Origin of the sequence: Amycolatopsis keratiniphila (genome assembly GCF_000400635.2) — a bacterium.
In the GTDB taxonomy this organism is placed as follows: Bacteria; Actinomycetota; Actinomycetes; order Mycobacteriales; family Pseudonocardiaceae; genus Amycolatopsis; species Amycolatopsis keratiniphila.
In genome coordinates, this window is sequence record NC_021252.1 from 5,357,292 (window position 1) to 5,371,700 (window position 14,409).

Sequence of the window (14,409 nt, forward strand, 5' to 3'; positions counted from 1 at the left end):
AGGCGCAACTCCCGGTCACATCAAGGCTGCAGCACGGGAAGGTCACTCACGGAAGCGATTGGGGGACCTTGGTTGCGTTGATTGAGGGGTGTGTGGAAATAGGGACGTTGAACGTCCCTATTTCCACACACCCCTCACCAAGGCGGCCCCCGACGTCAGGCGGCAGCCAAAGCGGTCACCCGCCACTTCCCCTCGGCCCGTTCCGCACTCACGCTCAGCTGAGCCGCCCCCGTGCTCCGCTGCCCATCCCCCCGCACACCGGTCTGGTCGAGAAACACCAGCAGCGAAGCCCGGTCCCCATCGAGGACCTTGACACCCGAGACCACCGCGGTCGAGGTCACGACCAGCTTCTGCTCCGCCGCGAGCCCCCGCACCTGCGCGAACAGCTGGTCGTACTGTCCCAGCGCCGGTCCGGTGAGGACCGCCTTCGCGGCTTGCTCGCTCTTGGCGGGGTCGTCGTAGCGGTAGGAGAAGACCGTGCCGAGCGCCTTGCCGATCTGGTCGCTGACCTCGGCGGTGGTGGCGACGTCGGTCAGCGCGGTGTTGTGCGTCAGCGCCGCCGTCGCGTCCCGCGCCTCGATGGCGAACCACCCCGCGAGGCCCGCCATCACCAGCGCGACCGCGCCGAACACCACCGCGCCCCGCCGCCGTACCGGAGCGACGACGACCGGCGCCTCCTCAGGTGGCTCAAGCAAGGCGACCCGGGTGCTCCCGCCCATCTTCCCGGCCACCTTCACCGCGCGCCGTGCCGGTTTGCCGGCTCGTTTCGTGGTCATCGCGTCCTCCGTCAGGGCTTTCCGGTGTCGGTCACCGGCACCTGGCCGAGCGACGTGACGCGCCACCCGTCCGGCGTCCGGGTCAGGCCGGCGCGGAACCGGTTGTGCTTGGTCACGGCTTCCCCGCCTTCGGGCCGCACCTCGAGTTCGACCGATGCGACCACCTCGGCCGTCCCGCCGCCACTGTCCACTTCGGTCACCGCGGCGTCGACGACCCGGCCGGTGGTGACGGTCTTCGCCTGGCCGATCCGGCCGAGGCCGCCTTCCCGGTCCCGCGCCAGCTCTTCGTGCAGCGCGCCGCCGGACAGGTTCAGCCAGTTCTGGTAACCCTGTTCCGCCTGCCGGTAGTCCAAAGTGGTCAGTGCGGCGACCGATTGCCTGCCCGCCTGCAAGGCCTCGTCGCGGACCGTGGCCCGCGCGACACCGTCGTCGTGCACGGCGTCCCACCACGAGTAGCCGAACCAGGCCGCCGCCGCGGTGGCGACGGCTGCGATGAATGCGGCGATCCGGGTCATGGCCTTCACCTCCTGGGCACGTTCTGCGAGCCGCGCACGTTCGTCGGATTGCCCTTCGGCAGGGCACAGCGCGCCGCGGTGTTCAGCGGACGCGGCGAGGTGTCGAGTCCGTCGCGATAGCCGGTCCCGTAACCGGTGACGCACGGCGGCGGATCGAAGAACGTCAGCGAGAGGCCGACGTGCGCGCCGTCCGGCCCCATGATCGCGTGCCCGGCGGCGACCGCTTTCGGCGCGGTGACCAGCAGTTGCTCGAGGCCGTCCTGACGCGTTTCCAGTACGTCCGCGGTCGTCAGCAGGTTCGCCAGCAGGATGCCGAGGCTCGGCCCGGTCTCCCGCAGCAGTGTGCTGACCTCGTTCGCGGCCGCCGGGACGGCCGGGATCAGCCGTCGCAGATCGCCATCGGAGCTCTTCAACGTCGCGGCGAGCAGTTTCGCGTTCGCGCCGAACGAGCGGATCGCGTCCGCCTGTGAGACCTGGGTGTCGAGCACGGTCTGCGCGTCGGTCACGAACCTGGTCAGCGGGCCGACGTGCGCGCTCGCCTCCCGCACGAACTCGATCCCCCTGCCGACGAGCTGATCCAGCGCCGGGCCCGCGTCGGACGTCGCGTTGTACAGCTCGTCGACCACGGTCCGCAGCGCGGGCTTCGGCACTGAGTTCGCGAAAGAGTCCACACTGGACAAGACGACGTCCACCGGCAGCGGGATCTTCGTGTCCGCCTCGGCGATCACCGAACCGTCCCGCAGCATGGCGCCGTTGTCGCGGCGCGGCCGCAGGTCGACGTACTGCTCGCCGACGGCGGACCTGTTGGCGACGACGGCTTCGGTGTCCGCGGGTACCTCCGGGCCGCCCGGCTCGATCTCGAGGTCCACCTCCATGCCGGAAGCGGTCAGCCGCAGTTCGCCGACCCGGCCGATCGGCACGCCACGATAGGTGACCTCGGCGTTGCTGAAGATGCCGCCGCCGGTCGCGAGCCGCACCTTGACGGTGTACCCGCGATCGAGCACCAGTTTGTCCAGCCCCGCGTACGTCGCGCCGACGTACGCGACGCCGAGGACCGCGATGGTCACGAAGACCACCAGCTGCACGCGGACGAACTTGGTCAACATCAGCGGCCACCACTGTTCTTGAAGGTCAGGAACGTGTTCAGGTAATCACCGCGGATGGCTTCGAGCGCAGCGTCGGGGAACGGGAAGGTGAAGATCATCTCCATCGCCTTCGGCAGTTTGTCCCCGGACTCGGCCAGCTTCCGCAGCAACGGTTCGAGTGCCTTGAGGTCGGCGACGAGGTCGTCCTTGCTGCGATTCACCGTGTCGACCGCGACCGAGGTGAGCCCGTCCAACGACTTCAGCATCCCGACCAAAGCCTGACGCTGCTGGTTCAGCACCTCGATGCCAGGGGTGAGCCCGTTCAGCGTCGCCTTGATCTCTTCGGTGTTCGCGTTCAGTGTCGCCGCGAGCTTGTTGACGCTCTCGATGGCGCGGGTGATCTCCGCCTTGTGTTCATCGAGCCCGCGGACGAATACGTCCAAATTGGACAGGAGGCTGCGTGCCGCGCTCTCCTTGCCGCCGAGCGCGTCGTTGAGTTCACGGGTGATGTTCTGCACCTGCGCGACACCACCGCCGTTGAGCAGCAGGGAAAGCGCGCCGAAGACCTCCTCGATCTCCGGGGTCAGCGAAGAACTGGCCAACGGGATCACCGCGCCGTCGACCAGCCGTCCGCTCGGCGTCCCCTCCGGAGGCGGCGCGAGCTCGACGAACTTCTCGCCGAGGATGCTCGCCTGCCGCAGCCGCGCGACGGCGTTGGCCGGCAGGTTCACGTCCCCGTTGATGATCAGGCCGACCACCGCGCTGCGGCCGTCCGGGGCCAGATCGACGGTCCGCACCTGGCCGACCGGGACGTCGTTGACCTTCACCCCGGACTGGGGCACGAGGTCCAGCACGTTGGTGAAACTCGCCGTGACGTGGATCGGGCGCTCCCCCAGCGCGGCCCCGCCCGGCAGCGGGATGTCGTAGACGTCCACGCCGTCGCTGCAGCCGGTGGCGGCCAGTACGAGGACAAGTACCGCAGCGATCCGGGTTTTCATTTCGCCCCCGAGAATTCGGTGAGGTTCCCTCGTCCGTCCAGCGTTCCCGCGCCCTGGTTGTACGCGCCGAGCACGTTCGCCAGCGCGTTCGGCGCGGCGTCGAGTGCTTCGCTCAGCGACGCCTTCTGCTGGGTGAGGAGCTTGGTGATCTCGGCGAGCTTGTCCACATCGGACTTGACCTTGCCCCGGTTGTCCTTGATGAAGCCCTGCACCACGCTGAGCGCCTCGGTGAGTTCGGTCATCGCGCCGGAGAACTGGTCCCGCTGATCGGCCAGGATCTTGCTCAGCGAGGAGATCTGCTGGATCGCCTGTTTCACCTTGCCGTCGTTCGCGGCGAGCATCGCGGTGAACTTGCTGATGTTGTCGACCGAGTTGAAGAGATCGTCCTTGGAGTCGCTCGCCGTCCTGGCGAACTCGCCGAGGTTCTTGATCGCCTCGCCGAGTTTGCCGCCGTTGCCGTCGAGGTAGGTCGCGGCCTTGGTGAGGACGTCGCTGACCGCGCCGTCCCGGTTGGCGCCCTTCGGTCCCAGCGCGGTCATCAGCTGGTTGAGACTGCCCAGGAGTTCGTCGACCTCGACCGGGGTGACCGTGCGCTCGGGCGGGATCCGCGCGTCGCCGCCCAGCTCCGGTCCGCCGAGGTACACCGGGGTGAGCTGTACGTACCGGTCGGCGACCAGGCTCGGCGTGATCACGACGGCGCCGACGTCCGCGGGCAGCTTGATGTCGGGCCGGACCGTCATGGTCACCTCGACGTTCGTGCCGCGTGGTTCGACCTTCGTGACCGAGCCGACCGGAACTCCGAGCACCCGTACCTCGGTGTTCGGGTACACCCCGACGGTCGCGGTGAAGAACCCGGTCACGACGCGGTCGGCCTGCCGGGTCAGCAGCGGCCAGGCCGCCGTCACCAGCAGGCCCGCGACGACGGCGACCGCGAGCCGCCGCATCCAGGCCCGCCGCCGGGCGTGGGCGCCGAGATCCGTGAGTGTGAAGTGGCGTCCCATCAGCGTCCCCCTTGCCTCGAAGGCATGCAGCTGCCCGGCGTGCCGCCGGTCGGGACGAGCCCGCAGATGTAGGTGTCGATCCACCGGCCGTTGCCGACCGCGTTGCCGAGCAGCCGGTAGAAGGGGCCGGCCAGCCGCAGGCTCTCGTTGAGTTTGTCCTGGTTGCGCAGCAGCACGGTGGCGACGCGATCAAGCTGGTCGAGCGCGGGCCCGAGCGTCTTCTGGTTGTCCGCCACCAGTCCCTTGAGCTGGATCGAAAGGTTCTTCACCCCGCTGAACAGCTTCGCGATCGCGTCCTTACGCGCGTTCAGCTCCGTGAGGAGCGTGTTGCCGTCACGGATCAGCGCCTCGATCTGCTGCGAACGGTCACCGAGCGTCTTGGACACCTTGTTCGTGTTGGCGAACAACTTCACCAGTTCCTGATCCCGGGAGGCGAGCGTCTTGGACAGCGCGGTGATGCCGTCGAAAGCGGTCCGGACGTCCTGCGGAGTGGAGGCACCGAGGGTTTCCGACAGCGTTCCGAACGCCTTCGCCAGCTGATCGGTGTCGATCGCGCCCACCGTGTTCGCGAGATCGTTGAACACGGTGGTGACGTCGTACGGCGAGCTCGTGCGCTGCACCGGGATCGGCTCGTCCGGATCCAGTTCGGCGTTGCCGATGGGATCGAGGACCAGGTTCTTCTGGCCCAGCAGGGTTTTGATCTTGATCGACGCGGTGGTCCGGTTCCCGACCCAGGTGTCCTTGACCCGGAACAGGACCTTGACCTTGGCGCCGTCCAGCAGGACGTCGGAGACCTCGCCGACCTTCACCCCGGCGACGCGGACCTCGTCGTTGCGCTTGAGCCCGGCCGCTTCGGTGAACTCCGCCGCGTACGTGGTGCCGCCGCCGATCACCGGGAGATCGTCGGAGAAGAACACCGCCGAACCCGTGATGGTCATCAGCAGCGCCGTGATGGCGCCGACGACGATGGGGTTGCGGCTGCGGAAGGGTTTGATCCTCGGCGCTTTCATCGGCACCGTCCCTGGGTCAACGGGATACCGACCGGCGGACCGCCGGGCGCGGGCGGCGCGTCCGATTTCACCGAGCACAGGTAGAAGTTGAACCACGAACCGTACGAGACCATCGCGCCCATGCGATCCAGCTTCTTGGGCAGGTTCGCCAGAAACTGCTCGAACACCGGGGTGTTGTCGGCGAGGTTCTTCGACAGGTCGCCGAGGGTGTTGATGCTGTCCTTCAACGGCGCGCGGCCGTCCTGGAGCAGATCCGCGGTGGCCGTGGTGAGTTCGCCGAGCCCGCCGATCGCCTGCCCGATCGGTTTCGCGTCACCGGCGAGCCCGGAGACCAGTTGCGCGGTGACGTCGACGAGCTTGTCGAACTGGTCGCCCTGCGAGTTGAGCGTGTCGAGCACCGTGTTGAGGTTCCCGATCACCTGGCCGATCACCTGATCCTTGCCCGCCAGGGTGTTCGTGAGCGACGCGGTGTGCTCGATGAGGCTGTCGATGGTGCTCCCCTCGCCCTGCAGCACCTGGACGATCTCGAACGACAACTGGTTGACGTCGCTCGGCGAAAGCGCCTGGAACAGCGGTTTGAACCCGTTGAACAACGCCGTCAGATCCAGCGCCGGATGGGTCCGCTCCGGCGGGATCAGCGCACCCTCGTCCAGCGGCGCCGGCCCGTCCGGACCAGGGTCGATCGAGAGATACCGCTGGCCGACGAGATTGCGATACCGGATGGTGACCGTGGCCCCGGCCGTGAGACGACGCTTGTTCTCGACCGAGAACCGCACGTCCGCCAGCCGTCGTTCGACCACGCCGACCGAATCCACCTGTCCGATGCGGACACCGGACATCCGGACCTCGTCGCCGGGGTTGACCGACGTCGCGTCGGTGAACCTCGCGGTGTAGCCGACCGTCGTGCCGACCCCGGAGTTGGCGATGGTGATCGCCAGGATCCCGGTCGCCACCGCGGTGATCACGAAGAAGATCAGGCCTTTGATCGCCGGCCCCGCGACACCCCTCATCGGACGGTCACCTCCGTACCGCGCAACGCCGGGCCCACGAGCACGCTGCTCCAGTCCGGGACCTCGGCCGGCTTCATCCCGAGCGACGGCGCCAGGATCTCGGCGACCAGCCCCCGCTCCCCCTTCGAATTGGCCGGGCCGAGGTCCCCATCGGCGGCGAACGCGACCGCCGCCGAAGACCCGCCGCCGCCATAGCAGCGCGGCCCGCCCTTCTGGTCGAACCGCGGATCGTCCCGGCCCGGCACGTACTTGTCGCGCGGGTCGTGGACGGACAGCGTCACGTGCAGCCCGGGTTCGCCGGTGCCCTTGCCCAACGCCTTCTCCATCACCGGCTTGAGCCGGTTGACCGCGTCGAACAGGCAGGGGAACTCGGGTGCATACCGGGACAGCAGTTCCAGGGTCGGCCTGCTCTTCACGCTGACACCGATGATGTTGTCCTTGTTCTGCACCAAGAACTTGTTCAGGTCGCCGCTCGCGGTGGTGACGCTCGTGTACAGCTTGTCGAGGTCCGCACGAGTGTCCACAATGGTCTTCGCGGTCGTCGAGAGATCCGAGAGGGCCTTGAGGATGTCCGGCGCCGCGCCGGTGTACAGATCCGCCACGTCGGCGAGACCGCTGACGTCGGCCTTGAACCGCGGCATCAGCGGATTCACCTGGTTGAGGAGGTCGTTGAGCTGGACGATGCTGTCCCCCAAGGACTTCCCGCGATTGTCGAGCGCGAGCGAGATCGCGCCCAATGAACTGTTCAGCTTCTGCGGCTGCACCGCCCGCAGCAGGGGCAGCAGGTCGCCGAGGACACGTTCGAGTTCGATCGCGTTGGCCGACCGGTCCTGCCCGATGACGTCGCCGTCACGCAGCGATCCGCCGGCGGGCCGCTCCGGGAGCACGAGGTTGACGTAACGCTCGCCGAACACCGTCTTCGGCAGCAGCCGCGCCGAGACGTTGCGCGGCAGCTGATCGATCTTCGCCGGATCGATGGCGAGGTCGATCTCCGCGCCCTCCGCCGTGCCCCGGACCGCCCTGACCTCGCCGAACGGCACGCCCCGGACCTTGACCTCGGCGGGCGGGGCCAGCTGGTTGCCGACGCGATCGGTCTTGAGCGTGACCAGTTCCGCGCGCTCGAAGTCCTTGTTGAAGATCGCGACGGCGAGCCAGCCCAGCAGCACCAGGATGACGAGGAAGATCACCCCCGCCGCCTGCGTCCGTGCCCGCGCGCTCATCCGGACACCTTCACCGTGGTGGTCGCTCCCCAGATCGCCAGGCTGAGAAAAAGATCGAGCACGCTGATCAGCACGATCGACGTCCGCACGGCGCGGCCGACCGCGACGCCGACACCGGCCGGGCCGCCCGCGGCGCGATAGCCGTAGAAGCAGTGCGTGAGGATCACGCCGACGCTGAACACGAGCACCTTGCCGAACGACCACAACACGTCTTCAGGAGGTAAGAACAGGGAGAAGTAGTGGTCGTAGGTTCCGCCGGACTGTCCGAAGAAGACCACCGTCGTCACCCGCGAGCCCAGATACGAGATCAGCAGGCCGATCACGTAGAGCGGGATGATCGCGATGAACCCGGCCACGATCCGCGTGGTGACGAGGTAGGGCATGCTGCGTACGGCCATCACTTCGAGCGCGTCGATCTCTTCGGAGATCCGCATGGCGCCCAGTTGCGCGGTGAACCCGGCGCCGACCGTCGCGGACAGCGCGAGCCCCGCCGAGAGCGGCGCGATCTCGCGGGTGTTGAAGTAGGCGGTGAGGAAGCCGGTCATCGCGGAGATGTTGATCTGGTTCAGCGCGCTGAAACCCTGGAGCCCCACCGTGATCCCGGTGAACACGCACAGGCCGACCATCACGCCGACGGTGCCGCCGATCACCGCGAGCGCCCCGCTGCCGAAGGTCACTTCGGCGAGAAGGCGCACCACTTCGCGGAAGTAGCGGGTGACGGCCATCGGGATCGCCGCGAGCGCGCGGATGTAGAACAGCAACTGGTCGCCCAGCTCGAAAAGACTGTTCCCGGGGCGTTTGAACGCCTCGCGGGCCCGTTCGGGGACGCTGGTCACGGGATCAGGTTCCCTTCGCCGGGACGAGCTGCAGGTACAGCGCGGTCAGGATCGTGTTGACGAAGAACAGGAGCAGAAACGTGATCACCACCGACTGGTTGACGACGTCGCCGACCCCCTTGGGGCCGCCTCTCGGGTTCAGTCCGCGGTAGGCCGCGACGACACCGGCGAGGAAACCGAAGATGAACGCCTTGATCGAGCTGACGACGAGGTCGGGCAGCTGGGCCAGCGCGTTGAAACTCGCGAGGTACGCCCCCGGGGTGCCGCCCTGCACGATGACGTTGAAGAAGTAGCCGCCCAGTACGCCGACGACGCTGACCAAACCGTTGAGCAGCACCGAAACGCCGATGGCCGCTTGTACGCGGGGCACGATCAGGCGGTGGATCGGCGAGACGCCGAGCACCTCCATCGCGTCGATCTCCTCGCGGATGGAGCGGGCGCCCAGGTCCGCGCAGATCGCCGACCCGCCCGCTCCCGCGATGATCAGCGTGGTCACGATCGGACTGGCCTGCTGCACCACCGCGAGGACGCTCGCGGCGCCGTTGAACTGCTGCGCGCCGATCTGGCTCGTGAGCGAACCCAGTTGCAGTGAGATGACCGCGCCGAACGGGATCGACACGAGGATCGCGGGCGTGATCGACACACTCGCGATGAACCAGAACTGCTGGATGAACTCGCGGACCTGCACCGGGCGGCGGAACATCCCGAGGACGACGTCGATCCCCATGGCGCACATGCGGCCGAATTCGCGCAGTCCCGCGGCGGCCTTCTCCGGCGCGCGGGCGAGCAGGGCGACTGGATTGGCCATCGTCAGGCTCCACATCCGTTGGGGGGCGGGCCATCGCCGACGCATCGCAGCCTGAGGTTGGTGACCAGGGTGTTGCCGGGGCCGGACACCAGCCCGGTCAGCAACGGGCTCAGATCCTCACGCACCCCGCATCCGGCGAACGCCGGTGTGGCGAAGGTGCTCGTGACCTTCACCGGCGGCGCGGGGAACGCGAGCGGCACCAGGGCCTTGATGTTCACCGCGACCGATTGCGCGGTCCGGCAGTTCGGGCCGACGTCGAGGACCTTGCCGTCCACCTTGGCGTTCGAGAGCTTGATGAACACCTTGTTCGTGACGTCGGTGAGCGCGCAGATGTTGGTACCGACCGCTTTGCAGTCGCCGTTGGCGCCGGTCTTCACGAGGACCGTGCCGGTGGCATCGCCGTCCGGGATGAGTGCGACGTCGCCGGTGGCGGGCATGAACCGGAAGGACACGAAATAGCTCGACGTCGGCGGGATGGCGAGTTTGCCGGTGATCGGCACCTGCCCGGAGAAACCGAGGATCTTGCCGTCGAACCGGCCCTGCGGGAAGGTGATGTCCGAACCGAGTTTCGCGACGCGGCTGGTCGTGGGCTGTTGTTCGTCGCCGACGTAGAAGCCGAACGTCAGCCCGGCTTGCGCGACGGCGGGTTCCTGCGCGACGGCTTCTCGTACCTGCTGGGTTCGCGCGGGGTCGGCGGAGGCGGAAGCCAAGGAAAGCGCCCCCAGCCCCAGCACCGCCGGGAGCAGGAAGGCGCGCAGAACGCGCCCGGTCAGCACTGACATTCGGGCTTCCTCATTTCGATTGTCCGGCCGAACGGCCAACTGGTGCAGCACGCTACTGACGGAATGCCGGAGGGACAAGTAATCGGGGAACGGCGGCTTCGCGTGGGGAAAAGATTGTAATGGGCGTAACTGTTTTGCCTTGGGTCTCGTGAGTGGTAATGACGGTTCTAACCGTCCTTGCCACTCACGAGGCTCTGGGCATTGCGGCAGCGCCGAAAACCCCGCTAGGTTCGGCGAATGGAGCAGGCTGCCATCGAGGTGACCGGCCTCGCCAAGCACTACGGTGAAGTGACGGCCCTCGCCGGCGTCAGTCTCCGGGTCGGCCGCGGCACCGTGCTCGCGGTGCTCGGCCACAACGGCGCGGGCAAGACGACGTTGATCGACATCCTCAGCACCCGGGTCAAGCCGACCGGCGGAAGCGCGAAGGTGTGCGGTTTCGACGTCGTGCGCGCCGGGCATCACGTCCGGCGGAGGATCGGCGTCACCGGGCAGTTCGCGGCGGTCGACGACGCGCTCTCCGGCCGCGGCAACCTCGAGCTCGTCGCCAGGCTGCTGGGCGCGAACCGGCGCCAGGCCAGGGCCCGCTCGGCCGAACTGCTCGCCATGTTCGGCCTCGACGACGCGGCGGACCGGCCGGCGCGGACGTACTCCGGCGGGATGCGGCGGCGGCTCGATCTGGCCGCCGGCCTGGTCGGCTCCCCCGACGTCCTGTTCCTCGACGAACCGACGACCGGGCTCGACCCGCTCAGCCGGGCGGGGCTCTGGGACGGCGTCGAACGGCTCGCCGCGCGCGGCACCACCGTCGTGCTCACCACGCAGTACCTCGAGGAGGCGGACAGACTGGCGGATCACGTCATCGTGCTGGGGCTGGGCCACGTCACGGTTTCCGGGCGGCCGTCGGAGCTGAAGGCGCGGCTCGGGGAAAGGACCGCGACGCTGACCTTCGGCACCGACCTGGCCGCCCGCCGGGCGCTGGCCGCGCTGCACCGGCTCGGGATGAGCTGCACGACGTCGGCCTCCGGGCTGGTGATCGGCGTCGCGCTGTCCGGGCCCGCCGACATCACGGTGCTGGTCCGCGCGCTCGACGCGGCGGGCGCGCCCATGAAGGACCTCACCGTCGCCGAGCCGACACTCGACGACGTCTACCTTTCACTGCACCGGAATCCGGCGGCCGCGCCATGACCGAGGCACGGCACCGCGCACCGTCGCAGCCGGTGCTGACCGATCCGGCGACCTGGCCGCCGAGCACCTTCACCACCCAGGTCCGGGTGCTCGCGGTCCGCTCGCTGAAGACGGCCTTCGGTGACCGGCGGCTGGTGTTCTTCGGGCTGCTGCAACCGATCGTGCTGCTCCTGCTGTTCAGCCAGGTGTTCACCGGGGTCAGCACGCTGCCCGGGGTCGCGGCGTATCAGGGATACGTGAACTTCCTCGTCCCGGCGACACTGGTGAACATCGCGATGACCACGGCGATGAGTTCGGGCGCCGGCCTGCTCGCGGAGATCTACAGCGGTTTCACCGGACGTCTGCGGTGCATGCCCATCAGCCTTTCCGCCGTCCTGGTGGCGCGCACGATCTCGGATTCCGCCCGGCTCGGCGTCCAACTGCTGGTGACCACGCTCGCCAGCGTGGTGCTGCTGGGTTTCCGGCCGACCGGCGGCGTTTTCGGTGTCACCGCGGCATTGCTGCTCACGCTCGTCGTCGGCTGGTGCCTGAGCTGGATCTTCGTCGCCATCACGACCTGGCTGCGCAAGGCCGAAACCCTGCAGATGGCGTCGTTCGTCGTCATGTTCCCGCTGATGTTCTCCTCCAGCGCGTACATGCCGCTGGAGACGATGCCGTCCTGGCTGCGGATGGTCTCGGCGCTCAACCCGCTGACCTACGCGATCGACGCGACCCGTGCGCTCGCGCTGGGACGTCCGTCGGGCTGGTCGATCCCGATTTCGCTGGCGATCGCCGCCGTCGCCGCGGCCGCCGGTGGGTGGATCGCGGCCCGGACCTTCCGGACCCCGCGCGACGTCACCCCGATGACCTGACCCGAACCCGTCACTCGCGTGATCAGGGGCGAAACTCGCGTGATTGAAGGCGTAACTCGTGAGTTTCGTCTTCAATCACGCGAGTTTCGCCTTCAATCACGCGAGATGCGGCTAGCCGTCAGTGCGGCAGGGACTCGAGGTGGTCCGCGGCGGCCACGACTCCCCCGGCCGCCGCGAACGAGGCCCGCACCCGCGCGGCCGCCGCGGCGTAGGCGGGATCGGTCAGCACTTCGGTGACCGTGTCGCGGATGTCGGGCGCCTTCGCGCGGTCGAAACGCAGCCGCAGCCCGGCGCCGGCCGCCTCGACCTGCTGAGCCAGCATCGACTGGTCGTCCCGGATCGGCGCGATGACCAGCGGCAGCCCGGAGGCCAGGGTCTCGCTGACGGTGTTGTGCCCGCCGTGACAGATCACCGCCGCCGCTTTCCGCACCACTTCCGCCTGCGGGATCCGCTTGACGATCAGGACGTCGTCGCTGAGCAGTTCGCCGGCCGGGTCGACGACGAGGCCCTGGACGTCCGGCATCCCGGCGAGGGCGTCGACGCATTCGGACAGGAACCGGCGGCCCAGAGCCGCGTTGGCGGTGCCGAGGGTGGCGATGACGAGCGGGCGGCCGTCGAGCCGGTCCCACGAGAACCCCACCGGCGGCGCGGGGGCCAGCGCGGGGCCGACGAACCGGACCGCGCCGACGTCGGCGATCGGCCCCGTCAGGGACACGGTGGTGAACGCGAGGATGAGGTCCGGCGAGAACCGCAGGTCGCCACAGGACACCTTGTGCCGGGAGCGGAGGCCCTCCTGCAAGCCGTCGACCCAGGCGGCGATCTTCGGCATGGCGCCCAGCGGATCACCGAGTTCGGTGGACGTCGACGCCGATGTCACCCACGGCAGGGAGCGGCGGCTCGCCACGAGGGCGCCCGCGAAGGCCTGCTGGTCGGCGAGCACGACGTCGGGCCGGAAAGCCTCCACCGCCTTCTCGACGCCGGGGACCATCGCGTCCGCGAGCGGGACCAGGTACTGCTCCCACAGGTACTTCAGCGCCGCGAACCCGCGCAGGCCTTCCGGGCGCCGTTCGACGGCGAACTCCAGCGCGTCCCCCGCCGCGTACACCCGGCCCGCCCGGGTCAGTTCGGACGTCGTGGGTTCCGGGCCGCACCAGGCGACGTCGTGGCCGCGGCCCACCAGCTCGGCGGCCACCGCGCGCAACGGCGCGACATGCCCGGTGAGCGGCGGGACGACCAGCAGGTACTTCATCCGCGCGGCCTCCCGTGCCGGTCGATCCAGTTCAGCAGCAGCTCCCGGACCTCGCGGTGCTGCTCGACGAGCACCGAATGCCCCTGGCCCTCGAACACGTGCAGCTCGCCGCGGGGCAGCAGCGAGGTCAGCGCGGTGAGATCGTCGGCCTGGTAGCCGTGACTGCCCAAAATGGACAGTACGGGGCAGCCGATTCCTGCCACCTGGTCCAGGGTCAGCAACGGACCGAGCGGGACCTCCTCGGCCATCGACGTGGCCATGATCCGCTCGGCCGCCATTCTCGCCAGCCTCCGGTGATGCGCGCTGTAGTTGGCCTCGATCCAGTCGAAGCTTTCCTCGACCTTCAAGAACCGGACGGTGTGTTCGAGGATCTGCGACATCTTGCCCGCCCACAGTTCGGTGGCGGGCTCCGACTCGATGCACACGATGCTGCGCACCCGTTCCGGTTTCGCCACGGCGTAGCTGTAGGCGAGGGTGCCGCCGAAACTGTTGCCGACCAGGTGCACGGGCCGGTCGAGGTCGAGCTGGTCGAGCAGGTCGTCGAGATCGGCGACGAAGTCCGCGATCGTGTACCCGCGCTCGGGGCGTTCGGTCTTGCCGTGCCCGCGCAGGTCGTAGCTGATCACGTCCACCCCGGCGGCGGCGACCGGCGGGGCGAGCGTGAGGTAGAAGCTCGCGAGGCTGTCGGTGCCCATCCCGTGCAGGAACACCACGGTCTCCGAGCCCCCGCCGGGTACGAGCTGCACGTTGGTGCGCAGCCCGTTGACGGTCATGGTCGGCACCGGCTCAGCCCCGTTCGGCGAGGCGGGCGGCCACGTAGTCGGCGATGTCGCCGACCCGGAGTTCGATCACGTCGTCGAGATCCTTCTCCGCCAGGAACTCCGCGAGGTTGACGTCCGCGCCGAAGAACTCGGCGAGGATGCTCGCGAAGGTCACCAGATCGATGCTCTCCAGCTGGAGATCCTCGTGGAAGGTGGTCTGCGGGGTGATCTCGATGCCGAGGACGTCGGTGTCCCCGACCAGTTCCTTCAACAACTCGGCCACGGTGCCGAAGACCGACGCCGGACTCTGCTGTTCGATCGTCAT

Annotated in this window: 16 protein-coding genes; 2 read left to right on the top strand and 14 right to left on the bottom strand. The window is 68.5% G+C overall.

Annotated elements, in window-relative coordinates; all coding sequences use genetic code 11:
• Positions 1 to 155: 155 nt before the first annotated feature.
• The 11 genes from AORI_RS65160 to AORI_RS65210 are packed head-to-tail and all read right to left on the bottom strand — an operon-like array spanning position 156 to position 10,041.
• Positions 156 to 776, bottom strand: coding sequence for a hypothetical protein (locus tag AORI_RS65160; RefSeq protein WP_016335168.1), 621 nt, complete (start codon positions 774 to 776; stop codon positions 156 to 158).
• An 11-nt stretch (positions 777 to 787) separates the two neighbouring features.
• Entirely contained in the window at positions 788 to 1,291 is a 504-nt protein-coding gene (locus AORI_RS65165; protein ID WP_016335169.1) for a hypothetical protein, read from the bottom strand.
• A gap of 5 nt (positions 1,292 to 1,296) precedes the next feature.
• Positions 1,297 to 2,397 carry an MCE family protein gene (locus AORI_RS65170; RefSeq protein ID WP_016335170.1) on the bottom strand — a complete coding sequence of 367 codons (1,101 nt, stop codon included), beginning with the start codon at positions 2,395 to 2,397 and terminating at the stop codon, positions 1,297 to 1,299.
• Complete coding sequence (locus tag AORI_RS65175) at positions 2,397 to 3,374, bottom strand: MCE family protein (protein ID WP_016335171.1); 978 nt, start codon at positions 3,372 to 3,374, stop codon at positions 2,397 to 2,399. The genes AORI_RS65170 and AORI_RS65175 overlap by 1 nt, the downstream gene beginning before the upstream one ends.
• A complete protein-coding gene (locus tag AORI_RS65180) occupies positions 3,371 to 4,375 on the bottom strand; it encodes an MCE family protein (protein ID WP_016335172.1) in 1,005 nt (334 codons plus the stop codon). Before AORI_RS65180 ends, AORI_RS65175 begins: the two co-directional genes overlap by 4 nt.
• Positions 4,375 to 5,385: an MCE family protein gene (locus AORI_RS65185; protein WP_016335173.1), complete on the bottom strand. Its 1,011-nt coding sequence runs from the start codon at positions 5,383 to 5,385 to the stop codon at positions 4,375 to 4,377. The genes AORI_RS65180 and AORI_RS65185 overlap by 1 nt, the downstream gene beginning before the upstream one ends.
• A complete protein-coding gene (locus tag AORI_RS65190; RefSeq protein ID WP_016335174.1) occupies positions 5,382 to 6,395 on the bottom strand; it encodes an MCE family protein in 1,014 nt (337 codons plus the stop codon). Before AORI_RS65190 ends, AORI_RS65185 begins: the two co-directional genes overlap by 4 nt.
• Positions 6,392 to 7,615 carry an MCE family protein gene (locus AORI_RS65195; RefSeq protein ID WP_016335175.1) on the bottom strand — a complete coding sequence of 408 codons (1,224 nt, stop codon included), beginning with the start codon at positions 7,613 to 7,615 and terminating at the stop codon, positions 6,392 to 6,394. The genes AORI_RS65190 and AORI_RS65195 overlap by 4 nt, the downstream gene beginning before the upstream one ends.
• Positions 7,612 to 8,451, bottom strand: a complete 840-nt coding sequence (locus AORI_RS65200; RefSeq protein ID WP_007033208.1) for an MlaE family ABC transporter permease — start codon at positions 8,449 to 8,451, stop codon at positions 7,612 to 7,614. The genes AORI_RS65195 and AORI_RS65200 overlap by 4 nt, the downstream gene beginning before the upstream one ends.
• Before the next feature lie 4 nt (positions 8,452 to 8,455).
• Positions 8,456 to 9,259, bottom strand: coding sequence for an MlaE family ABC transporter permease (locus AORI_RS65205; protein WP_016335176.1), 804 nt, complete (start codon positions 9,257 to 9,259; stop codon positions 8,456 to 8,458).
• A gap of 2 nt (positions 9,260 to 9,261) precedes the next feature.
• Complete coding sequence (locus AORI_RS65210; protein ID WP_016335177.1) at positions 9,262 to 10,041, bottom strand: hypothetical protein; 780 nt, start codon at positions 10,039 to 10,041, stop codon at positions 9,262 to 9,264.
• A gap of 237 nt (positions 10,042 to 10,278) precedes the next feature.
• Here AORI_RS65210 and AORI_RS65215 point away from each other — a divergent pair, with 237 nt between their 5' ends.
• Together AORI_RS65215 and AORI_RS65220 are read left to right on the top strand one after the other, a co-directional pair.
• The gene (locus AORI_RS65215; protein ID WP_016335178.1) at positions 10,279 to 11,223 is read left to right on the top strand and encodes an ATP-binding cassette domain-containing protein; all 945 of its coding nucleotides are present in this window, start codon (positions 10,279 to 10,281) and stop codon (positions 11,221 to 11,223) included.
• Positions 11,220 to 12,074: an ABC transporter permease gene (locus tag AORI_RS65220; protein ID WP_016335179.1), complete on the top strand. Its 855-nt coding sequence runs from the start codon at positions 11,220 to 11,222 to the stop codon at positions 12,072 to 12,074. Before AORI_RS65215 ends, AORI_RS65220 begins: the two co-directional genes overlap by 4 nt.
• 118 nt (positions 12,075 to 12,192) lie before the next feature.
• On the opposite strand, the gene AORI_RS65225 is transcribed toward AORI_RS65220, so the two are convergent.
• Genes AORI_RS65225 through AORI_RS65235 form a run of 3 tightly spaced genes read right to left on the bottom strand, consistent with a single transcriptional unit; the run spans position 12,193 to position 14,409 of the window.
• On the bottom strand, positions 12,193 to 13,323 hold the full coding sequence (locus AORI_RS65225; protein WP_016335180.1) for a glycosyltransferase: 1,131 nt from the start codon (positions 13,321 to 13,323) through the stop codon (positions 12,193 to 12,195).
• A complete protein-coding gene (locus AORI_RS65230; RefSeq protein WP_016335181.1) occupies positions 13,320 to 14,105 on the bottom strand; it encodes an alpha/beta fold hydrolase in 786 nt (261 codons plus the stop codon). Before AORI_RS65230 ends, AORI_RS65225 begins: the two co-directional genes overlap by 4 nt.
• A gap of 4 nt (positions 14,106 to 14,109) precedes the next feature.
• Entirely contained in the window at positions 14,110 to 14,409 is a 300-nt protein-coding gene (locus AORI_RS65235) for a phosphopantetheine-binding protein (RefSeq protein WP_016335182.1), read from the bottom strand.